Below are 20,289 nucleotides of genomic sequence, written 5' to 3' on the forward strand. Positions count from 1 at the left end.
GCTCAGACTCGCTCGTCCCGCTGGATGCGCAGTGTGCCGATGGTGGTCGCGAGTGAGTCGTACTGCCCGACGAGAAGGACGAATCCGATGAGTTCCCGTTCGGTGAGGTGGCGGGTCAGGGCCGACCAGGTGGGCTCGGTGATGTCCTTGTCGGTGACCAACTCGTCGACAGCCCGCAGCAACGAGCGCTCTCGATCGCCCCAACCGGCGTCAGGTCCCTCCAGGGTCTGGGCGAGGAGTTCGCCCTTGATGCCAGCGCGGGCCCCCAGCCGCTTGTGGTGGTCCAACTCGTACTCGCATCCGCGCAGGTGGGCGACGCGGATGATGATCATCTCACTGTCCTTGCGCGGCAACGTGCCGAAGGGCATCAGGCGGGCGCTGAAATGCAGCCAGCCGCGGAACAGGCCTTTGGCCCGGCCCAGCGTCGAGAAGATGTGGGCGTCGCTCACACCGATGGTGCGGGCGGCGAGACGGGCGTAGGCGTAGTTGAACGGTCCGAGTTCGCGGAGGCCGCCGGGGGCGACGCGAGGTGTCGTCATGCCGCCACCGTAGACCGTGATCCGGGGCCACGACAGTAGGCTCTGTGACCATGGGCACAGAGAAGCGCACGTTCGCAGGAGTCGATGAACTGAAGGCAGCGGTCGGCGAGGACCTGGGGTCCGGCGACTGGCTGGAGATCACCCAGGAGCGGGTGAACCAGTTCGCCGAGGCGACCGGAGATCATCAGTGGATCCACGTGGATCCCGAACGTGCCGCCGATGGTCCGTTCGGCGGCCCGATCGCACACGGGTACCTGACGTTGTCCCTCCTGCCGTTCCTGGGTGGGGGCATCTACGGTCTGGACGGCGTCAAGCTCGGCATCAACTACGGCCTCAACAAGGTGCGGTTCCCGCAGGCCGTGCTGGTCGGGTCGCGCATCCGGGCGACGGCACACCTGGTGTCGGCGGACGACACCTCGACCGGACTCAGCGTCGTCGTCCGTTTCACCGTCGAGATCGAGGGGCAGGCCAAGCCGGCCTGCGTCGCGGAGAACGTGGTCGTCTACGTCCTCTGAGAAGCCTTCGGCATCACCGACATCCGTTGGGTGCCGGCACACCACGTAGGCGGGCGTCGAGCCAGGTGAGTGCGCCGCCGAATCCGGCGACGGCCGTGACGAGGTGCTCGCCGGGCACCTCGCGGTAGACGCCGCGCACCCCGAGCTTGCACTGCTCGGCGAAGAAGGCCCGCGCGCCCGCCGCAGGAATCCACCATTCGTAGGTGCCGTGATAGACGTACAGCGGCATCCCGGCGCGCATGCCCGACATCCGGGTGATCTGGTAGATCTCCTCGGCCACCGGTGAGTGGAACGGATCGGGGTCGGACGAGAGTGCCTGTGTCGGCACAAAGGTGGTGCCGCCGACGGCTGCCGGGACGGTGCACAGGTTCTTGACCGGCGAGGTCGCCAGCCACTGCGCGAGATGGTTTGCCATCGGCAGGATCTGGGTGCGCTCCCGCGCGATGCCGAACAACGCAGCGTGGAAGAAACCGGTCGCGAGGTTGGCGTTCATGCTCGCGGTGAGCATCTCGAAGTCGGCGGGTAGCCCGCCGATGGCCGCACCGACCATGCGTGGCTCCAACTCCGGTGCGTAGGTGGGCACGAGCTTTGCCGCGGCGGCGGTTGCGATCGCGCCGCCCGAGTATCCGGTCATCGCGATCCGCGGTCGGGCGAAGCGGCCCGGATCCAGTTGTCCCGCCGCACGGATGGAGTCGAGTACCACATGGCCGGCCACCCACGGTTCGGCATAGGCCATCCTGGGTCCCTGATGGTCGGGGATGATGACCGAGTATCCCTGCGCCAGGGCGAGTTGGGTCGTCGGCGGGAAGAGGTCGGTGACGTTGGTGATCGGCGAGACGCCATGGGCCATCGAGTAGCCGGGCGTGCAGTCGGTGCCCAGGGAGTCGATGGGGACATTGTGGACCAGGATCGGTCGCGGACCGCGCACGCGCGCAGGAGTTCTCGGCACGATGACAGTGGCTGTCCCGAACGACGGCGCGCCGATGCTGTCGGTGGTGCGGAACTTGACGAGCCGGGCCGATGCGATGGGTGCGGTCACCGCGAAGCCCGTGGTCGAGGTGATGTCGCGGCTCGCGATGATCGAGCCGTTGGTGCGCCGCGCGAGGTCGGTCGGCCAGCGGTCGAACATGGGATCGCCACTGGGAGAGGGCAACATCGCCTCGCGGAGCTCTTGGATGCGATGCGGATACCCGGGAGCGCGTGCCCGGAGTGGGATGACGCCGAGCGTCGGTACCGGGGCGGTGGGGACGGCCCGGTTGATCGCCGACGGCACCCCGGGGGGAGCCGGAAGACGGTTGAAGGGTTCGGCAACCGCCGGCGCCACGCTGCTCACCAGCAGTCCGACCAGACCGACGGAGATCACCATTGCAGGGCCGAGAATCGTTCTACACCACGGGGTTCGCTTCACCGAGCACTCCCATCGGGTTCCGATCCCCCCGTTTTACTGGCACTACCGACAGTAGGTCTCGGAGGTCGGATGTGACATGGAACACGCCCGCTGACAGTCGATCCGTTACCGGATCGGTGGCGCCTCGATATTCGGTGGCACCTCGATATTCGGTGGGGCCGCTGCGAGGTCGGCCCCGAGCGGTGTGGTTCGGTCCGGGGCAGGCCTGGCGTCGGATTCGTGACACCCGAGCGGGTCGCGGTGTGTGTATTCCCGAGTGAGTGCCGCTGGGGTGTCAGAAATCCGGTCGGGTGGTCGGGGGTGGAGGGTTTCGGATTTCGGTCGGCGGGTCGGCCGGTTTCGGATTATTGACACGTGAGGAGGCCGGGCTGTGTGTATTCCTGACGGCGTCTCGCTGAGGTGTCAGTAGTCCGATCGGGATGGGTCGGGTGGTCGGGTCGATCGGAGGTCTGACGACGGCGCGAGGGCGTGCCCGCGGCCGCCGGTTTCGGATTTCTGACACGTGAGGGGGCCGGACTGTGTGTATTCCCGACGGCGTCTCGCTGAGGTGTCAGAAATCCGGGGGGGGGGGCAGATCGCGGCCTCGCGCCGTTTCGCATTCGTGTCACGTGAGCGGTCCGAACCGCGCGTATTCCCGACCGCATCCCGCTGAGATGTCAAGAATCCGAGAACCGCAGCCGGAAACTCACACCCCAACCCGCCCCACCGGACAGAATCAGTTGGTCATGTACGGCGACACCGTCGATCGGTGCTCGTCGATGTTGAGCGAGCCGCCGAGTGCGGGGAAGGCGCGTTGCGGGCAGTTCTGCCGCTCGCACACCCGACAACCGGCTCCGATCGGGGTGACCGTCGCCTGCGGGCCGATCTCCAGGCCGTCGGAGTAGATGACCCGGGCCGCGTGCCGGAGTTCGCATCCCAGGCCGATGGCGAAGGTCTTGCCGGGCTGGCCGAACCGGGTGGCGCGGCGCTCCACCGTGCGGGCGACCCAGAAGTAGTTCCGACCGTCGGGCATCTCGGCGATCTGGGTGAGGATCTTGCCCGGGGAGGCAAAGGTCTCGTACACATTCCACAGCGGGCAGGTGCCGCCGCTCGACGAGAAGTGGAATCCGGTGGCCGACTGTCGCTTCGACATGTTTCCGGCACGGTCGACGCGGACGAACGACCACGGGATGCCGCGGAGATTGGGGCGTTGCAGCGTCGACAACCGGTGGCAGATGGTCTCGTAGGACACCGCGTAGAACGCCGACAGACGTTCGATGTCGTAGCGGAAATCCTCGGCGGCGCCGTGGAACTGGCTGTAGGGGAGCACGGCTGCGGCCGCGAAGTAGTTCGCGAGGCCCAACAGGGCGAGCGATCGCGCCTCGTCGCTGGTGAAGTTGCCCTCGTCGACGAGCCGGTTCATCAGGTCGCCGAACTCGAGGAAGGCCAGCTCCGAGGCCAGCTTGAAGGTGCGTTGCCCGGCCGACAGGGCCGCCGAGATCTCCAGACGCCGTGCCTCCGGGTCGAATCGGTGCAGCACGTAGTCGCCGAGGTCGACGCGGCGCACGATGTTCACACCGTGCTTGGTCTCGAGTCGGTTGGTCAGTTCGCGACGCACGTCGGCCGAGTGCATGCGCATTCGAGAGGTCATCTCCTCGGCGGCGACGTCGAGTTCGTGGATGTAGTTGCGCCGCATGTAGAAGTAGTCACGGACCTCTTCGTGGGGCGCCGTGATGGATCCCCGCATGCTGCGGTCGCCGCGTTCGTCGGTGGCTGCGGCGAGCTGGTCGGTCGCGTTGCGGTAGCGGCGATGCAGGTTCACCATGGCCTGCGCCATCACCGGATGCGACGCGACCATGGTGCTGATCTCCTGCGCGTCGGTGGGTCCGGCCTCGACATCGTCGTCGAGCAGCACCTCGCGGAGTTCGGCCACCAGCCGCACATTGTCCTGGGAGTCGAAAAAACCTGCGTCGACCCCGAACACCTCGGTGATCTTGGCCAGGACCGAGACCGTCAGCGGGCGCGAGTCGTGCTCGATCTGGTTGAGATACGACGGTGAGATCGAGAGCGTCTGGGCGAGCGCGACCTGGGACAGCCCGCGTTCGGAACGCAACTGTCGGAGGCGGGAGCCCACGTATGTCTTGGTCATGGTGATCTCCTGGGGCATCGCGGTGATCGGGGCTGACATGCCGACGATGCGGATCGAGCTGGCTGATCATCAGGGTACGGTGACGCGGTGGTGAGACGGGTCGACAGAGGTGCACCGACCAGAGGTGCGCCGACTGTTCGTGCGGCCGCCGTGATCGGCGTGCTCGCGTCGGTGGTCCTCGCCTGCGGCACCCCCGACCCCGGGCCGCCTGATGCGCCGGCCGACCTGGTCCTGGCGCCCACCGACCTGCCGCCCGGATTCACCGCGCAGCAGTTGTCGGTGGCCGATCTGGTGGAGGCGAATCGAGGCCCGATCCAGGCGACCGCCGACGCGGATGTGACGCCCGCTTTCTGCCGACCGACAGCTGACGAGTCGCTCAACGCCCGCCTCGATGCGAAGAACGCCGCCGTGGTCGCTGCCGGCTCCGCCGACGCCACCCTCGTCGAGCTGGTGACCACGGTCGTCCGAGACGTCGGTGCGGATGCATTGGCGACGACCGAACGCTGCGCGCAGACGACCGTGGTGCCGCGGACCGGGAACCTCCGCGGCGCCCGCATCGACACCCGGTACACACGATTGCCCGAACCCGCCGCGGCACGCAACGGCGCGCGGATCGACGACTCGGTGAGCACCCGCGCCGATGTGACCACCACGCTACCAGACGGCGGTGTGATCCGACAGATCTCCTTCGCCGGGTACGCGGTGCTGTCACGCCCGGCGGCGCCGACGGTCACCGTGCAGCTGACGGTGTCGGGGACTCCGACCCCAGCCGCCACCCGGCCCACGGAACCGGCAGCCCCGATGACCGACGCCCAGTTCTCGACCGCGTTGGACGACGCGCTCGCGACCGCCGAGCGCTGACCCGGGGCGCCGGGCGGCGCCTTCAAGTGTCCGGTTGCTGTGAACGTGGTCACAGACATCCGTGTGATTTCGCGCGCCGATCGTGACCAGGCCGTCGCGGCCCGCCTCGGCGCCTCCGCGCCGACACATCGAAAAATCCCAGTACGCGCGTACTTTTTGGCGCGGGATCGAACGACTTTCACACACCCAGCTTTGCAAACTTTGCAAAGCGGTGCCCAAAACTGGCCAATATTTGCACCTGTCAAGTGTTGGACCTGCGGCTTTTCGTTGTGGCAACCTTGGTGCAGGCGCCGCGAACGATCACTGGATGATTCGCAAAGTCGAGCGGGATCTCACTCCCGATCCGGCTACCGACGAGTACGACCTCAGCCCGCTGGGTCGACTCCGTTCCGGCACCGTGTCAGCACAACGGGATCCCGTCCACCCGGGGTCGCGCAGGACAACGAAAGCGAAGTAGGCAATGAGCAACGTCGGAAAGCCCCGCACCGCTGCGGAGATCCAGCAGGATTGGGACACCAACCCGCGCTGGAAGAACGTGAAGCGTGACTACACCGCCGAGCAGGTCGCCGAGCTGCAGGGCTCGGTCGTCGAGGAGAACACCCTCGCCCGTCGCGGCGCGGAGATCCTCTGGGACGGAGTGACCCAGGGTGACGGCAGCTACATCAACGCGCTCGGTGCCCTCACCGGTAACCAGGCCGTGCAGCAGGTCCGCGCGGGCCTGAAGGCCGTCTACCTCTCGGGGTGGCAGGTCGCCGGTGACGCCAACCTGTCCGGCCACACCTACCCGGACCAGTCGCTGTACCCGGCCAACTCGGTGCCGAACGTGGTGCGTCGCATCAACAACGCCCTGCTGCGCGCCGACGAGATCTCGCGCGTCGAGGGCGACACCTCGGTCGACAACTGGCTCGTGCCGATCGTCGCCGACGGTGAGGCCGGCTTCGGTGGCGCCCTCAACGTCTACGAGCTCCAGAAGGCGATGATCGCCGCGGGTGCCGCCGGTACCCACTGGGAGGATCAGCTCGCGTCGGAGAAGAAGTGCGGCCACCTCGGTGGCAAGGTGCTCATCCCGACCCAGCAGCACGTCCGCACCCTGAACTCGGCTCGCCTGGCAGCCGACGTCGCCGGCGTCCCGACCGTCGTCATCGCTCGTACCGATGCCGAGGCCGCGACCCTCATCACCTCCGATGTCGACGATCGCGACAAGCCGTTCGTCACCGGTGAGCGCACCGCCGAGGGCTACTACAACGTCAAGAACGGCATCGAGCCGTCGATCGCCCGTGCGAAGGCCTACGCCCCGTACGCCGATCTGATCTGGATGGAGACCGGTACCCCCGATCTCGAGCTCGCCCGCAAGTTCGCCGAGTCCGTCAAGGCCGAGTTCCCGGACCAGCTGCTGGCCTACAACTGCAGCCCGTCCTTCAACTGGAGCAAGCACCTCGACGACGCGACCATCGCGAAGTTCCAGAACGAGCTGGGCGCCATGGGCTTCACGTTCCAGTTCATCACGCTGGCCGGCTTCCACTCGCTCAACTACGGCATGTTCGATCTCGCCTACGGTTACGCCCGCGAGCAGATGACCGCGTTCGTCGACCTGCAGAACCGCGAGTTCAAGGCCGCCGAGGAGCGTGGCTTCACCGCCGTCAAGCACCAGCGTGAGGTCGGCGCCGGCTACTTCGACAGCATCGCCACCACCGTGGACCCGACCAGCTCGACCACCGCGCTGACCGGCTCCACCGAAGAGGGCCAGTTCCACTAGGAACTCGCCTCGACGGCTGCGAAGCCGTTGTCTGACACCGGACCCGGGTGGGCGGGGAATCCTCCGCCCACCCGGGTCTGTCGTCTTTCTCTGCCGGCCACACTCGGCCGGCACCGCTCCGGGTGACCCGCGGACCCGATCCGCGTCCTCGCGAAGACCTTTCCCCACAGACTTTTTGACGATTCGAGGAGCCCGACAAGATGTCATCCGAGAAGATCTCCCGCGTCGGCGTGATCGGCGCAGGCCAGATGGGCGCGGGCATCGCCGAGGTGTGTGCCCGGGCAGGCGCCGACGTCCTGGTGTACGAGTCGACCCGTGAGCTGGCAACCGCCGGACGTGACCGCGTGCTCAAGTCGCTGGACCGGGGTGTGTCCAGCGGCAAGCTGACCGAACGTGAACGCGAACAGGCCGCTTGGCACCTGCGCTTCACCTCCGACCTCGACGACTTCGCCGACCGTCAGCTGGTGATCGAGGCGATCATCGAGGACGAGGCGATCAAGACCGCCATCTTCGCCAGCCTGGACAAGGTGGTCACCGACCCAGACGCGGTCCTGGCCTCCAACACCTCCTCGATCCCGATCATGAAGCTGGGCATGGCGACAGCCGATCCGCGCCGTGTCATCGGGATGCACTTCTTCAACCCGGTGCCGGTGCTCGCGCTGGTCGAGCTGGTCACCTCGCTGGAGACCTCCGACGAGGTCATCGCCCGCGCCGAGGCTTTCGCGCACGATGTGCTGGGCAAGCAGGTGGTGCGCTCCGCCGATCGCTCCGGTTTCGTCGTCAACGCGCTCCTCGTCCCGTATCTGCTGTCGGCGATCCGGATGGTGGAGGGCGGATTCGCGACCGCCGAGGACGTCGACAAGGCGATGGTCCTGGGATGTGCACACCCGATGGGTCCGCTCAAGCTCAGCGACCTGATCGGCCTCGACACCGTGAAGGCCATCGCGGACAAGCTGTTCGAAGAGTTCAAGGAGCCGCTCTACGCCCCGCCGTCGCTGTTGCTGCGGATGGTCGAGGCCGGCCGCGTCGGAAAGAAGGCCGGACACGGTTTCTACCGGTACGGGGACAACGGCTCGTCCAAGTGAGTCGATCGATCTGCTGAGGGGCCCGCGCACCGGGATGGGCGTGGGCCCACTCGTCGCTGTGCTCGGAGCAGTGGCGCTCTTCCGATGCGGCGCGGTCTTCTGATGGAAGCGGCATGGCGAGGGTGCTAGCAGTGGGGGAGCCGGGTTGGACCCTGGGTGAGCCGAAACCGGCTCCGTTTGACAGGACAAAGTCGCGTCAGACCAGCGCATTCATGCCCTCCGCGTTAATCCGGCGTGAACTATCCCACCTCTGCTAGCAGAATGCTTGCATTTGCTAGCGCGACGTGGATACTGGGTGGTGGCTCGACACAGACCCGGCACCGCGTCGACGGATCGCCTCCGTCGGAACCTGGTGCCCCATCCCCGATCGTCCGGGTCGACGACGACGATCCATCACCATGCCGCGACGATCGGTAACCGACACAAGGAGTTCCGCAGTGACCGAACGTACCGTGCCCACTTCCGTCTACGCCGCCGTCGGCGCCGGTGACCTGCTGCTCCAGCAGTTCAACGAGATCATCGCGCAGCTGCGTGAGCGCACCGAGGCCGCGACCGGCAACGCGCAGGCTCGCATCGACGAGACCCGCCAGCGCCTGAACGCGCTGCCCGAAGAGGTTCCGGCGAACCTCGAGGAGTTCCGCGGTCGTCTGAACAGCGAAGAGCTGCGCAAGCTCGCCGACGGTTACGTCGAGCAGGCCACCGAGTTCTACACCTCGCTCACCACCCGTGGTGAGGAGGCGGTGGAGCGCCTGCGTCAGCAGCCGCTGGTCCAGGAGAACCTGACCCGCGCCGAGAAGGCTTACAACGACGCGGTCGACCTCACCGAGGACACCCTCGGCGTCGTCTCCTCGCAGACCCGCGCCTTCGGTGAGCGCGCCGCCAAGCTGGCCAGCCTGACCGGCAGCCGTATCGAAGAGGCGGGCGAGGCCGTCAAGGAGCAGGCCGACGAGACCGCCGGTGACATCTCCGGCACGATCGGCACCGTCGAGGGCAAGGCCCGCACGGCGAAGTCGTCGCCTGCCAAGAAGGTTGCCGCCGCGAAGAAGGCGCCGGCCAAGAAGGCTCCCGCCAAGAAGGCGCCGGCCAAGAAGGCCTGACACCTCCAGTCCCTTCACCCCCGTGATCGACCATCACGGGGGTGAAGTGCGTTCCGGGACGGTCGGTTCCGACGCCGCACTCGTTCCGGGGGTGCGGATCGTGAGCACGGCCGATGCCGGTGCGGAGCCGGAGTCGTAGGTATGCGAGACGTCGCTCTCCCATCGGATCGACTCGCCGGGGCCCGCGTGCTGCTCCTCGCCGACGCGACCGGCGGTGAGTTCGCCGTCGACCACCAGGATGTGCTCGATGACGTCCTGCCCGTGGGCAGGTGACGTCCGGATGCCGCCGGGGAGGACGATCAGCCAGAACACCTCCGTGGTCGAGCCGTCGGTGTGGTGTTCGACGTGCAGCAGGTGTGCGCGCAGATGGTCGCCGCTGCCCTCGAGGCCGGACTCCTCGCCGAGCAGTGCGGTCAGTGGCACACCGAGTGGGCCGGCCACCGCGTACAGGGTGTCGAGCGTCGGATTGCGTTGTCCGGCCTCGATCTCGGACAGTGATCCCTTTCCGATGCCCGCCTGGCGCGCCAGTTCGGACAGGCTCCACCCGCGTTCGGCACGGATGCGGCCGATGCGTGCGCCGACGATGCGGCGGCGTCGGTCGATTGTCACGATGCGCTCCTGTCGGCCGTGGCCGGCCCGTCGGGTGCGTTCTGTTTACAGAACGCCTACGTTATGCTGCGTCGGTGACGATGACAACACGTGGACGCGACCAGCAGCCGATCATGGCCGGTGTCGTCACCGCCCTCGTCGGGTTCACCTCGTCGTTCGTGGTGGTGATCGCCGGTCTGCGCGCGGTCGGCGCCGATCCTCGGCAGGCCGCGTCCGGGCTGTTCGCGCTCACCGTGGTCTTCGCGCTCGGGATCATCGTGCTCAGTGTGCGCTCCCGAGCGCCGGTGACACTCGCCTGGTCGACTCCGGGTGCCGCCCTGCTGGTGGGACTGGAAGGGCAACAACAGGACTGGTCGGCCGCGGTCGGCGCCTTCCTGGTGGTCGGGGTGCTGATCGTCGCCACCGGTCTCATCCCGGCGCTCGGCGACCTCATCGGCCGCATCCCGACGCCCATCGCGCAGGCGATGCTCGCCGGCGTGCTGGTGACCCTGTGTCTGGCCCCGGTGACGTCGATGTCGGCGGAGCCGCTGTTGACCGCACCGGTGATCGTGGTGTGGCTCTGCGCAACCCGATGGTTGTCGCGATGGGCGATGCCGCTCGCGCTCCTGACCGCCCTCGTCGTCATCGGCATCTATCTCGGCGTGCACGGAGCGCCTGATTGGTCGGCGACACCGTGGTGGCCGACGATCAGCCTGACGGTTCCCCGCGTCGACCTCGCCGCGATGATCGGTATCGCCGGACCGCTCTACATCGTCACCATGGCGTCGCAGAACATCCCGGGCGTCGCCGTGCTGCGATCCTTCGGTTACGTGGCGCCCTGGCGAGCTGCCATGGGCGTCACCGGGATCGGGACGATGGTCGCGGCGCCGTTCGGTGGGCACGCGATCAATCTCGCGGCGTTGTCGGCGGCGCTCGCGGCCGGCGACGAGGCAGGGCCGGACCGCTCACGCCGGTGGATCGCGGGTGTGACGGCGGGCATCGTCTACCTGCTGCTGGCGGTGTTCTCCGGTGCGCTGGTGGCGATCACCGCGGCGGCGCCCGGGCATCTGATGGAAGCCGTTGCGGGACTGGCGTTGCTGGGGACCTTCGCGGCGGCGATCGTCGGCGCCCTGGCCGACCCGGACACGCGGGTCGCGGCGGCGCTGACGTTCGTGACCGCGGCGTCGGGCGTCACCTTCGCCGGCATCGGGGGTGCGTTCTGGGGGCTCGCGGTCGGACTGATCGCGAACGGGGTCATGCGATTCGGCCGACGAAACGGCACCTCCACCGCAGGTGAGCGGCCCGACGCCGAAGAGGCGGCGCGGGCGGAGGATCGGGCCGATCAGGCCGAATCGTGATCCCGCGCACCGAGTCGTAGATGCTCGATGTGGAAGACGGCTTCGTCCAGCAGGGCGGCCACGTGACTGTCGTACAGGCTGTAGGAGATGTGCCGACCGTTCCGGGCGCCCACCACCAGACCGAGTGCCCGCAGGAGTCGGAGCTGATGGGAGACCGCCGGCTGCTCCATCTCGACCGCTTCGGCGAGTTCGGTGACGGTGCAGGCGCCCTGGCGTAGCCGGGTGAGGATCATCAGACGATTGGGCGACGCCAACGCCTGAAGGGTTTCGGCGACGGTCGCGGCTGCGGCGGCATCGAGCGCACCCGAAGGTGTCGTCCTGCCGTCGACGCCGTGTCCCATGGGCCGATTCAACCACGGGGTCTACACATGTACACATCTACATGTGTAGCTTTCTACATATGTCAGTTGTTCTCGATACGACGCCACGTGGGGCCCGCCGGACGCCCCGACGCCGCGCCGTGTGGTCGGTGATGTCGGTGCGATGGGCGGTCGTCGCGACGATCCTGTTCTTCGGCGGTCTCGTCGCGCAGGTGGCCGGCGCTCCGACCTGGCTCTCCTGGACGCTCTACCTGGCCTGTTACGCCACCGGTGGCTGGGAACCCGCACTCGAGGGTCTCCGCGCGCTGCGCGAGAAGACCCTCGACGTGGACCTCCTGATGATCGTCGCGGCCATCGGCGCCGCGGGCATCGGTCAGGTCTTCGACGGTGCGCTGCTGATCGTCATCTTCGCGACGTCGGGCGCCCTGGAAGAGGTGGCGACCTCCCGCACCGAGGACTCGGTCCGGGACCTGCTCGACCTCGCGCCCGACACCGCGATGCAGGTGGATGCGACCGGCGACGAGCACACCGTCGATGCATCGGATCTGGTGCCCGGAGACGAGATCATCGTGCGCCCGGGTGGGCGGATCGCGGCAGACGGGACGGTGGTCGACGGAACGAGTGACGTCGACCAGTCGTCCATCACCGGCGAGCCGTTACCGGTCGACCGCGGAGTCGGTGACCTCGTGTTCGCGGGCACCGTCAACGGGACGGGCCTGCTGCGCATCCGGGTCACCGAGGCGGCCACCGACACGGTCGTCGCCCGGATAGCGTCGATGGTCCGTGACGCGACCGCGACCGTTGCCCCGACCCAGCTCTTCATCGAGAAGGTGGAGCGCCGCTACTCGGTCGGGGTCGTGGTCGCGACGCTCGCGTTGTTCGCGGTCCCGTTGGCTCTGGGCGCCGACTTCCAGTCCGCCCTGCTGCGCGCGATGACCTTCATGATCGTCGCCTCACCCTGCGCGATCGTGCTCGCCACGATGCCGCCGCTCTTGTCGGCGATGAGCACCGCGGGACGCAACGGAGTACTGGTGAAATCGGCTGTGGCGATGGAGAAGCTGGCCGACGTCGACCAGGTCGCCTTCGACAAGACCGGAACGCTGACCACCGGCACGCCATCTGTCACCGGGGTCGTCCCCATCGGCGAAGTCGAATCGGTCGACGCGATGCTGCAGATCGCCGCGGCGGCCGAGCGGGGCAGCGAGCATCCGATCGGGCGGGCCATCGTCCGTGCCGCTGCCGGCTCGGAGGAATCGGATCGACTCCGTGTGGAGCACTTCCGTGCGGTTCCCGGCCGAGGAGTGCAGGCGCTGGTCGATGGCCGGCGGGTAGAGGTGATCACCGCGAGCCGTTCCGAGGTCGCGATCGACGCAGGTCTCGTGGCCGAGGTGGAGACCGGTGGCGCCACCGCAGTCGCGGTGATCGTCGATGATCGGCCGCGGTTGCTCATCGCGATCCACGACCACCTACGGCCCGGTGCAGCGGCCTCTGTCGGCGCGCTCGCTCGACTCGACGGTCGGGCGCCCGTCCTGGTCACCGGCGACAATGCGGCCGCCGCACGTCAGGTGGGCGACGAGGTCGGTATCACCGATGTGCGCTCCGGACTGCTACCGCACGAGAAGGTCTCCGCCATAACGCAACTGCGGGAGCGCGCAGGGGCGCGCATCGCGGTAGTCGGCGACGGCGTCAACGACGCACCGGCACTCGCCGCCGCCGACGTGGGAGTGGCGATGGGCGGTATCGGCGCCGACCTCACCTTGGAGACCTCGGACGTCGTGATGGTCCGGGACGACCTGTCGGCGATCCCGGCGGTGCTGCGTCTCGCGCGACGGGCGCGGCGCATCGTGATCGCCAACCTGGTGATCGCCGGCACCGCCATCGTCGTGCTGGTGACCTGGGATCTCGTCGGGCACCTACCGCTGCCACTCGGTGTCGCGGGCCACGAAGGGTCGACGATCCTGGTCGCGCTGAACGGAATCCGCCTCCTGTCCAGACGAGCGTGGCGCTGAGAGGGATCTCGGGGCGGTCAGGCCGGTGACTCGGACTTGGGCTGGATGAGCTGGATGAGATTGCCGCAGGTGTCGTCGAAGACCGCGATGAGAGCCGGGCCGATGTCGGTGGGTGGCTGGGTGAACACCACCCCGAGCCCGGTGAGTCGGGCGTGCTCGCCCGCGATGTCGTCGACAGTGAACTGCGCCAACGGGATTCCATCGGCAGCCAGAGCATCGCGATACGGCTTCACCGCGGGATGGCCGGCCGGTTCGAGCAACAACTCCGGTCCCTCCGGAGCGTCGGGGGAGGCCACGGTCAACCAGAAGTCGTCGCCGATCGGGATGTTGTGACGGGTCGTGAACCCGAGGACGTCGGTGTAGAAGGAGTGGGCTTTGCTCTGGTCGTCGACGAACAGGCTGGTCAGTTCGATCCGCATGGTCGGGTCCTCTCGGTCGTGGGCCATCGCCGGGTGATCTCGGCGAGTGGGGACGGGGTGAAGTAGTGGAATTTGTAACGGCCACGCTTCTCGGTCGTCAGTAGCCCGGCGGACTCGAGGATCGCCAGATGCTGCGAGATCGCTTGTCGGGTCAGGGCGACGCCGTGACGGGTGGCCAGGGTGCCGCACAATTCGAACAGGGTCTGTCCGTCCCGCACCGTCAACTCGTCGAGGACGAGGCGTCGGGTCTCGTCGTCGAGGGCGTGGAAGATGTCGGCCATGGCCCACTATAGGCAAGTGGTCCCTTGCATATCAAGGGCTGAATGCGAGTAGATCTACCGTTCGCGAGTGAAGCTCTGCTCGCGGATGGGAGTTCTGCTCGCGGATGCGCCCCGCCGAACGTCAGACGTCGAGTGCCTCGACCCGCTTCTTCTCGGTCTCGACGTCGAAATCGGCCGGGGGCCAGTCGAGGTCGAGCGACTGCAGGGTGTGGATGAGCAGCTCGCACACGGCGAGGCGTGAGAACCACTTGGAGTCGGCAGGGATCAGGAACCAGGGGGCGGTGTCGGTGTCGGTCCGATCGAAGATCGCCTGATAGGCCTCGAGGTAGTCGTCCCAGTAGCCGCGTTCGTCGATGTCGCCCGGGTTGTACTTCCAGTACTCGTCGGGACGCTCGAGCCGTTCGGTGAGGCGCTTCTTCTGCTCCGCCTTGGACACGACGAGTGCACACTTGATGACGGTCGTCCCGCCGTCGACGAGCTCCTGCTCGAAGGCGTTGATCTCGTCGTACCGCTTCTCCCACACCGACTCCGGCACCAGATTGTGCACCCGCACCGGCAACACGTCCTCGTAGTGCGACCGATCGAAGATCCCGATCCGACCACCCGTCGGCAAGGCCTTGCGGATACGCCAGAGATAGTCGTGCGAGAGCTCCTCCTCGGTCGGCTTGCCGAATCCCTTGATCGCCAGGCCCTGCGGATCGACGAGACCGCCGACGTGTCGGACGATCCCGCCTTTGCCGGCCGAGTCCATGCCCTGGAGGACGAGGAGCACCGACCGGGTGTCGCCGGAGCGTCCGTTCGCGTACAGCAACTCCTGGAGATCGGCGAGTACCTCGCCGCGCTCGGTGAGGAGGTCTTCGCCGCGGTCCTTGTCGCCGTCGAAGCCAGGCCTGGACCCGGCGTCGAATGCGGCGATCGGCCCCAGTCCTGATGCGCGGAGCGCCTCGAACGGGGCAGTGGACCAACCGGTGTCGTCGTTCTTGCCCATGCGAAACGCCTCCTCGTCGACGATGCCGGTGGCGTCAGCCGGCCGGCGGGAACAGGGGACCGCCGCCGAATGCGGATCGGTGGGAGTCCGGTGGTGTGCCGTCGTCGTTGGTGATGCCGTAGCGCGCACCGAGTTCCGCGGTCACCAGGGTGTCACCGTTGTGCGCCGACAGTTGGGCATCGGATGCGAGGGCATCGATGACCCGACCGACGAATCGGGGATCCTCGGCCCGCTGCAGCGAGAAGCCGGCGAACTCGTCGACGCCGAGCGACAGCAGCAACTCGGTGCGGATCAGGCCCAGCCACAAGGAGATCGCGGTGACGCCGGTGCCTGCCAGCTCCGTCCCCATGTCGGCCGCCATCTTGTCCAGCCCGGTCTTGCTCATCCCGTACAACACCGAGTGCAGGTGTCCGCGGGAACCGAAGGACGAGATGTTGACGATCAGCCCGGAACCTTGCGGGACCATGACCTGCGCGGCGTGCACCGAGGCGACGTAATGCGCCCGCAGGCCGACTCCGATCAAGGTGTCCCAGTCGTCGACAGGCCTCTCCCAGAAGCGATCCGAGAATCCGCCGAATCCCTTGGGGGCCGCCCACGCGTTGTTCACCAGCAGGTCGAGCCGACCGGCGTCGGCGACGATGCGCTCGAAGACGGTTGCCACGGCGGAGTCGTCGGTGTGATCACAGGCCAGCGTTGTGGCGCCGTCGGGTCCGTCGCCGCGCCGCGACGTCGTGAAGACGATCCAGCCGGCGTCGATCAGCGCCGTCGCAACGCCGTGACCGACACCGCGACTGGCCCCGGTGACGAGCGCGACCCGGGTCACCGATCCCCGCCGATGTCGTCGACGATCTCCATCATCTCGTCGTCATCGTCACCGGAGGTGTCGTCGGTGGCGACCCACGGCAGCGGTGGTGGCGATGCGGTGAACGCCTCCTTGGAGCCGTTGACCGTTGCGATGCCGACGATGGAACTCCAGACCATCATCGTCAGGTAGTCGATCAGGTCGGCCACCGGCACACTGCGACTGCTCATCCACCAGTCGACCGCGCGCTGGATGCCGCCGACAAGGGCGTATGCCCACACCTCGGCACCCGAGGTGTCGGCGTCGCGCTCGACCATGCGCATCACGATGGCGGTGCCCAGCAACTGTGCGACGAGCTTCTCCGAGTCGGCGGTCGCCGCGGCGGAGGTGCCCGATCCGGCGAGGGCGAACTTGTACAGGTTCGGTTCGTCGGCGACCGCGTTGACGTACACGCCGATCACCGTGCGCGTCAGTACGTACTCGTCGACATCGTCGGTGATCGCTTCGGTCAGCCGGGGCAGGAGGGTGGTCTCGAAGAACCGCACCGTCGTGGCGATGCCGAGATCGTTCTTGTCGGCGAAGTAGCGGTAGAGGACGGTCTTGGAGACGCCGATGTGGGCGGCGATCTCGTCCATGCCCACCTCGGGACCGAGCGTGCGGACCGCGTCGATGGTCCCGTCGGTCAGCTCGGTGCGGCGCTGCTGCTTGTGTTTCTCCCAACGTGCGCTGCGACCGTCTTGCTTGGTGGGCTCGGCCACGGTGCTGCGCAAGGCGTGTTCGATGTTCCGGGTCACGTTGGCCGCCGCCAGCACGGCGGCACGGGCCGCGGTCGCAGGACTCGGGCGGTTGGCCATCACCTGGCTAGCCTAGTGGTTGGTGGGTAAGACTGGATCAATGACGCCCATTGTCGCGCCGGACGTCTCCGACGAACCATCGTCCGTGCAAGCCCGGCCAACACCCATCCCGATGGCCTTCGGCGGTGACTCCGCGGGCGACGCGCGCCGCCGCCGCGACCTCCGCAAGATGAAGGTCGTCGCGACCAGCCTGCTGCTGTTCGCTGCGGCGGTCTACCTGTTCGCCCGCTGGCTCGAGCACCGCGACGGCACCGACGTCGCCGGTTGGGTCCCGTATCTGCGCGCGGCATCGGAGGCGGGCATGGTCGGTGCCCTCGCCGACTGGTTCGCGGTCACCGCGCTGTTCCGGCAACCGTTGGGCCTGCCGATCCCGCACACCGCACTGATCCGTCGGAAGAAGGATCAGATCGGCGACCAGCTCGGCGACTTCATCGAAGAGAACTTCATGACCCCCGAGGTCATCGAGGTCCGGGCGCAGAACCTCGACCTCCCCAGGCGGGTGTCGAGCTGGCTCGCGGACCCGAAGAACGCCCCACGGGTCTCCGACGAGGCGTCGCGGGTGCTGACGCTGGCCGCCGAGATGTTGCGGGACGAGGATGTCGAACAGCTGATCACCGCGGCCATCACCTGGGCGGGTGAACCCGAGTGGGCGCAGCCGGCTGGCCGCATCCTCGAGCAGCTCATCGAGGAGGACCGACTCGAACCCGTGTTCCAGATGCTGAGCGACCGCGCTCATGAGTGGGCGTTGGGCAGCCAGGACCTGATCGACCGCGTGGTCGACCGTGACGGCCCGCAGTGGACGCCGCGTTTCGTCAACAACCTCGTCGGCGATCGCATCCATCGCGAGCTGGTCGAGTTCACCTACAAGGTCAAGACCGACCCCGACCACGATCTGCGTCGCGCGATGCTGACCTTTGTCGGACAGTTCTCGCAGGACCTGCAGCACGACCCCGAGACCATCGCTCGGTTCGAGGCGCTCAAGCAGGAGCTGATCGGTCGCGACGAGGTGACCGGAGCGGCATCGACGGCATGGAAGACGGGCAAGGCGGTGATCGAGCAGATGCTCGCCGACCCCAACAGCACCCTGCGGAACACGTTGTCGGACTCCATCATCCAACTGGCCACCCGCATCCGGGACGATCGCCCGCTGCAGGAGAAGATGAACGGCTGGGTCGCCAGGGTGGCGCGGCACGTGGCCGTGAACTACTCGCAGGAGATCATCTCGGTGATCACCGAGACCGTCCGCGGATGGGATGCCGACGAGACCAGCCGCAAGATCGAGCTGCAGGTCGGCCGCGATCTGCAGTTCATCCGGATCAACGGGACGGTCGTCGGTGCGCTGGCCGGGCTGGTCATCTACTCGGTCTCAGTGCTGCTCTTCCACTGACGGCAGGGTTTGCTGTGTGCTTGCACGTGCAAGCACGCGTGGTGATACTGGGGGGACACCATGATCGGGAGTGCGATGCAGTCGGATGAGAAGGACCCGTCGAACGAGGACGGAGCCGGTCCCAACGGGCCTGTCGAGGTCGTTGCGACCGCTGCCCAGGAGGTCGCCAACGCCGCCTCCGACATCGGTTCCGACATCGGCTCGTTCATCCGCACGCAGCGGGTGGCCGCCGAGGTGTCGTTGCGCCAACTCGCCGAGCGTGCGGGCGTCAGCAATCCGTACCTCAGTCAGATCGAGCGCGGACTGCGCAAACCATCGGCGGATGTCCTGGCGCAGATCGCGAAGGGCCTACGGCTGTCGGCCGAGGTGCTCTACGTACGCGCCGGGATCCTCGAAGAGCGGCCGGCGAGCCCGGTCCGGGACGCCCTCATCGCCGACGATTCCATCAGTGAGCGGCAGAAACAGATGCTGCTGGAGATCTACGAGTCGTTTCGGCGTGAGAACGCCGACGATCGGGAACACGACAACCCAACCAATTGAAGACACCACCCGGTAAGGAGCCCATCACATGGCCGACAACCCCTTGAACGCGGTGATCACGCAGGTCGCCACCGTTCTCGCCGACATCCGCGAGCGCGGCGAGGCCGCGGGCGAACAGGCGCAGGCGCGCCTCACCGAGACGCGTGACACCGCCGAGGCGCGATTGACCGAGAGTCGGGATCAGGCCGTCGCGGCGCTCGAGGATGCGCGTGAGCGACTGTCGAACCTGCCGGTCGAGCTGCCTGCCGAGATCGAAGAGCTGCGCGCCAAGTTCACCCCCGAAGAGCTGCGCAAGGTCGCCGAGGCCTACCTCGCGGTTGCCGCCGGACTGCTGACGTCGCTGTCCGAGCGCGGCGAAGAGGTGGTGGCCAAGCTGAAGTCGCAGCCGCTGGTCGAGGAGAACCTGCCGAAGCTGGAGAAGGTCTACAACGAGGCGCTCGGCCTGACCGAGGATGCGTTGGGCACGATCTCGGGCCAGACGCGCGCCGTCGGCGAGCGGGCCGCCAAGCTGGCCGGGTTGACCTCGTCGAAGGTCGAGGAGGCCGCGGTGGGCATCGCCGGCCGGATCGGCGAGGCGACCGATCGCATCGACGACGCCGCCCTCGACCTCGCGGGTCGGGTCGAGGAGGCCGCCGACGGTGCCGCGGAGCGCGTCGGGGATGTCGCCGACGACGTGGCCGACCGTGTCGACGAGGTCGCTGCGTCGGCACCGGCGAAGAAAGCGCCCGCCAAGAAGGCTCCGGCCAAGAAGGCTGCCCCGGAGAAGACCACTCCGGCCGCGGTGAAGAAGGCGCCGGCCAAGAAGGCTCCAGCCAAGAAGACCCCGGCCACCGCAGCCAAGGCACCCGCCAAGAAGGTTCCGGCGAAGAAGGCTCCGGCGAAGAAGACTCCGCCGAAGGCCTGATCCGTCCGGATCACCGACGAACCGCCGACGCCGCGTCCCGATGGGGCGCGGCGTCGGTCGTCGTGGCGTGTGACCGGTTTGTCCGACGTGCGGGCGGCCCCCGCGTGCACGAAGGCTCTAGAGTGGTGTCGTGGATCTCATGTCATTCCTGGCCTACGGCCAGAGCCTCGTCCTGCTCATCCTGACCGTCGTCGCCGGGGTGGCCGCAGCGGTGGGACTCCTCCACGCCGCGCTGCAGCGCAAGGATGCGTTTCCGGCGGTCGACCGTCAGTCGAAGGTCATCTGGGTGTCGATCCTCGCCGCTGCGACCCTGTTCATCTGGTTGTTCGGCGCCATCAGCCTGCTCGGCCTGATCGGTGTGGTGGCAGCGATCGTCTACATCGTGGACGTCCGCCCACGGGTGGACGAGATCCAGGGCAAACGCTGGTTCAGCAAAAGGGCCTGATCGAG

At 67.5% G+C, this 20,289-nt stretch carries 21 protein-coding genes; 11 read left to right on the forward strand and 10 right to left on the reverse strand.

The window, feature by feature from the left end:
- Positions 1–2: 2 nt before the first annotated feature.
- Complete coding sequence (locus tag GS4_RS19750) at positions 3–539, reverse strand: carboxymuconolactone decarboxylase family protein (protein ID WP_007623900.1); 537 nt, start codon at positions 537–539, stop codon at positions 3–5.
- Between the two features lie 50 nt (positions 540–589).
- Here GS4_RS19750 and GS4_RS19755 point away from each other — a divergent pair, with 50 nt between their 5' ends.
- Entirely contained in the window at positions 590–1,054 is a 465-nt protein-coding gene (locus tag GS4_RS19755; protein ID WP_040511135.1) for a MaoC family dehydratase, read from the forward strand.
- A 13-nt stretch (positions 1,055–1,067) separates the two neighbouring features.
- Here the strand turns inward: GS4_RS19755 and GS4_RS19760 are convergent, their stop codons facing one another.
- Positions 1,068–2,420: a lipase family protein gene (locus tag GS4_RS19760; protein ID WP_083862797.1), complete on the reverse strand. Its 1,353-nt coding sequence runs from the start codon at positions 2,418–2,420 to the stop codon at positions 1,068–1,070.
- A 757-nt stretch (positions 2,421–3,177) separates the two neighbouring features.
- Positions 3,178–4,590 (reverse strand): acetate metabolism transcriptional regulator RamB, encoded by a 1,413-nt coding sequence (gene ramB, locus GS4_RS19765; protein ID WP_007623904.1) that lies wholly within the window; start codon positions 4,588–4,590, stop codon positions 3,178–3,180.
- Between the two features lie 87 nt (positions 4,591–4,677).
- Here ramB and GS4_RS19770 point away from each other — a divergent pair, with 87 nt between their 5' ends.
- From GS4_RS19770 to GS4_RS19785, 4 genes are all read left to right on the forward strand, one after another.
- Entirely contained in the window at positions 4,678–5,451 is a 774-nt protein-coding gene (locus GS4_RS19770) for a hypothetical protein (RefSeq protein ID WP_245555782.1), read from the forward strand.
- A 460-nt stretch (positions 5,452–5,911) separates the two neighbouring features.
- Positions 5,912–7,207: an isocitrate lyase gene (aceA, locus tag GS4_RS19775; RefSeq protein WP_007623908.1), complete on the forward strand. Its 1,296-nt coding sequence runs from the start codon at positions 5,912–5,914 to the stop codon at positions 7,205–7,207.
- Between the two features lie 200 nt (positions 7,208–7,407).
- Entirely contained in the window at positions 7,408–8,292 is an 885-nt protein-coding gene (locus tag GS4_RS19780) for a 3-hydroxybutyryl-CoA dehydrogenase (protein ID WP_007623909.1), read from the forward strand.
- A 398-nt stretch (positions 8,293–8,690) separates the two neighbouring features.
- Positions 8,691–9,389 (forward strand): heparin-binding hemagglutinin, encoded by a 699-nt coding sequence (locus tag GS4_RS19785; RefSeq protein WP_245555783.1) that lies wholly within the window; start codon positions 8,691–8,693, stop codon positions 9,387–9,389.
- A gap of 33 nt (positions 9,390–9,422) precedes the next feature.
- Here GS4_RS19785 and GS4_RS19790 read toward each other — a convergent pair whose 3' ends face one another.
- Positions 9,423–9,998: a helix-turn-helix domain-containing protein gene (locus tag GS4_RS19790; RefSeq protein ID WP_007623916.1), complete on the reverse strand. Its 576-nt coding sequence runs from the start codon at positions 9,996–9,998 to the stop codon at positions 9,423–9,425.
- Between the two features lie 74 nt (positions 9,999–10,072).
- Here GS4_RS19790 and GS4_RS19795 point away from each other — a divergent pair, with 74 nt between their 5' ends.
- A complete protein-coding gene (locus GS4_RS19795) occupies positions 10,073–11,335 on the forward strand; it encodes a benzoate/H(+) symporter BenE family transporter (RefSeq protein WP_439644630.1) in 1,263 nt (420 codons plus the stop codon).
- Here GS4_RS19795 and GS4_RS19800 read toward each other — a convergent pair.
- Positions 11,320–11,676: an ArsR/SmtB family transcription factor gene (locus GS4_RS19800; RefSeq protein WP_007623921.1), complete on the reverse strand. Its 357-nt coding sequence runs from the start codon at positions 11,674–11,676 to the stop codon at positions 11,320–11,322. The genes GS4_RS19795 and GS4_RS19800 overlap by 16 nt on opposite strands.
- Before the next feature lie 59 nt (positions 11,677–11,735).
- Between GS4_RS19800 and GS4_RS19805 the strand changes: the two genes are divergently transcribed.
- A complete protein-coding gene (locus GS4_RS19805; RefSeq protein ID WP_007623922.1) occupies positions 11,736–13,664 on the forward strand; it encodes a heavy metal translocating P-type ATPase in 1,929 nt (642 codons plus the stop codon).
- A 17-nt stretch (positions 13,665–13,681) separates the two neighbouring features.
- Here GS4_RS19805 and GS4_RS19810 read toward each other — a convergent pair whose 3' ends face one another.
- The 5 genes from GS4_RS19810 to GS4_RS19830 all read right to left on the reverse strand — a co-directional run bounded on the left by GS4_RS19810 (position 13,682) and on the right by GS4_RS19830 (position 17,008).
- Positions 13,682–14,083, reverse strand: coding sequence for a VOC family protein (locus GS4_RS19810; protein WP_007623925.1), 402 nt, complete (start codon positions 14,081–14,083; stop codon positions 13,682–13,684).
- Positions 14,068–14,364: an ArsR/SmtB family transcription factor gene (locus GS4_RS19815; protein ID WP_007623927.1), complete on the reverse strand. Its 297-nt coding sequence runs from the start codon at positions 14,362–14,364 to the stop codon at positions 14,068–14,070. Before GS4_RS19815 ends, GS4_RS19810 begins: the two co-directional genes overlap by 16 nt.
- A 121-nt stretch (positions 14,365–14,485) precedes the next feature.
- The gene (locus GS4_RS19820) at positions 14,486–15,352 is read right to left on the reverse strand and encodes a polyphosphate kinase 2 family protein (RefSeq protein WP_007623929.1); all 867 of its coding nucleotides are present in this window, start codon (positions 15,350–15,352) and stop codon (positions 14,486–14,488) included.
- A 34-nt stretch (positions 15,353–15,386) separates the two neighbouring features.
- Positions 15,387–16,175, reverse strand: a complete 789-nt coding sequence (locus tag GS4_RS19825; RefSeq protein ID WP_007623931.1) for an SDR family NAD(P)-dependent oxidoreductase — start codon at positions 16,173–16,175, stop codon at positions 15,387–15,389.
- On the reverse strand, positions 16,172–17,008 hold the full coding sequence (locus GS4_RS19830) for a TetR/AcrR family transcriptional regulator (protein WP_174344033.1): 837 nt from the start codon (positions 17,006–17,008) through the stop codon (positions 16,172–16,174). The genes GS4_RS19825 and GS4_RS19830 overlap by 4 nt, the downstream gene beginning before the upstream one ends.
- 112 nt (positions 17,009–17,120) lie before the next feature.
- On the opposite strand from GS4_RS19830, the gene GS4_RS19835 reads away from it, so the two are divergent.
- From GS4_RS19835 to GS4_RS19850, 4 genes are all read left to right on the forward strand, one after another.
- Positions 17,121–18,395: a DUF445 domain-containing protein gene (locus tag GS4_RS19835; protein ID WP_245555786.1), complete on the forward strand. Its 1,275-nt coding sequence runs from the start codon at positions 17,121–17,123 to the stop codon at positions 18,393–18,395.
- A gap of 75 nt (positions 18,396–18,470) precedes the next feature.
- Positions 18,471–18,935: a helix-turn-helix domain-containing protein gene (locus GS4_RS19840; RefSeq protein WP_007623937.1), complete on the forward strand. Its 465-nt coding sequence runs from the start codon at positions 18,471–18,473 to the stop codon at positions 18,933–18,935.
- Positions 18,936–18,963: 28 nt separating this feature from the next.
- Positions 18,964–19,839: a hypothetical protein gene (locus GS4_RS19845; RefSeq protein ID WP_007623943.1), complete on the forward strand. Its 876-nt coding sequence runs from the start codon at positions 18,964–18,966 to the stop codon at positions 19,837–19,839.
- 139 nt (positions 19,840–19,978) lie between these two features.
- Positions 19,979–20,284, forward strand: coding sequence for a DUF2516 family protein (locus tag GS4_RS19850; RefSeq protein ID WP_040511191.1), 306 nt, complete (start codon positions 19,979–19,981; stop codon positions 20,282–20,284).
- The last annotated feature ends 5 nt before the right edge of the window (positions 20,285–20,289 follow it).

It is taken from the genome of Gordonia soli NBRC 108243, assembly GCF_000334455.1.
Taxonomy (GTDB): Bacteria; Actinomycetota; Actinomycetes; order Mycobacteriales; family Mycobacteriaceae; genus Gordonia; species Gordonia soli.

What these genes read in the sequence shown, in the direction of transcription:
- GS4_RS19750 (WP_007623900.1), bottom strand. Translation starts at nt 539, where the DNA reads ATGACGACACCTCGCGTCGCCCCCGGCGGCCTCCGCGAACTCGGACCG.
- GS4_RS19755 (WP_040511135.1), top strand. Translation starts at nt 590, where the DNA reads ATGGGCACAGAGAAGCGCACGTTCGCAGGAGTCGATGAACTGAAGGCA.
- GS4_RS19760 (WP_083862797.1), bottom strand. Translation starts at nt 2,420, where the DNA reads ATGGTGATCTCCGTCGGTCTGGTCGGACTGCTGGTGAGCAGCGTGGCG.
- ramB (WP_007623904.1), bottom strand. Translation starts at nt 4,590, where the DNA reads ATGACCAAGACATACGTGGGCTCCCGCCTCCGACAGTTGCGTTCCGAA.
- aceA (WP_007623908.1), top strand. Translation starts at nt 5,912, where the DNA reads ATGAGCAACGTCGGAAAGCCCCGCACCGCTGCGGAGATCCAGCAGGAT.
- GS4_RS19780 (WP_007623909.1), top strand. Translation starts at nt 7,408, where the DNA reads ATGTCATCCGAGAAGATCTCCCGCGTCGGCGTGATCGGCGCAGGCCAG.
- GS4_RS19785 (WP_245555783.1), top strand. Translation starts at nt 8,691, where the DNA reads ATGCCGCGACGATCGGTAACCGACACAAGGAGTTCCGCAGTGACCGAA.
- GS4_RS19800 (WP_007623921.1), bottom strand. Translation starts at nt 11,676, where the DNA reads ATGGGACACGGCGTCGACGGCAGGACGACACCTTCGGGTGCGCTCGAT.
- GS4_RS19805 (WP_007623922.1), top strand. Translation starts at nt 11,736, where the DNA reads ATGTCAGTTGTTCTCGATACGACGCCACGTGGGGCCCGCCGGACGCCC.
- GS4_RS19810 (WP_007623925.1), bottom strand. Translation starts at nt 14,083, where the DNA reads ATGCGGATCGAACTGACCAGCCTGTTCGTCGACGACCAGAGCAAAGCC.
- GS4_RS19815 (WP_007623927.1), bottom strand. Translation starts at nt 14,364, where the DNA reads ATGGCCGACATCTTCCACGCCCTCGACGACGAGACCCGACGCCTCGTC.
- GS4_RS19820 (WP_007623929.1), bottom strand. Translation starts at nt 15,352, where the DNA reads ATGGGCAAGAACGACGACACCGGTTGGTCCACTGCCCCGTTCGAGGCG.
- GS4_RS19830 (WP_174344033.1), bottom strand. Translation starts at nt 17,008, where the DNA reads ATGGCCAACCGCCCGAGTCCTGCGACCGCGGCCCGTGCCGCCGTGCTG.
- GS4_RS19835 (WP_245555786.1), top strand. Translation starts at nt 17,121, where the DNA reads ATGGCCTTCGGCGGTGACTCCGCGGGCGACGCGCGCCGCCGCCGCGAC.
- GS4_RS19840 (WP_007623937.1), top strand. Translation starts at nt 18,471, where the DNA reads ATGCAGTCGGATGAGAAGGACCCGTCGAACGAGGACGGAGCCGGTCCC.
- GS4_RS19845 (WP_007623943.1), top strand. Translation starts at nt 18,964, where the DNA reads ATGGCCGACAACCCCTTGAACGCGGTGATCACGCAGGTCGCCACCGTT.
- GS4_RS19850 (WP_040511191.1), top strand. Translation starts at nt 19,979, where the DNA reads ATGTCATTCCTGGCCTACGGCCAGAGCCTCGTCCTGCTCATCCTGACC.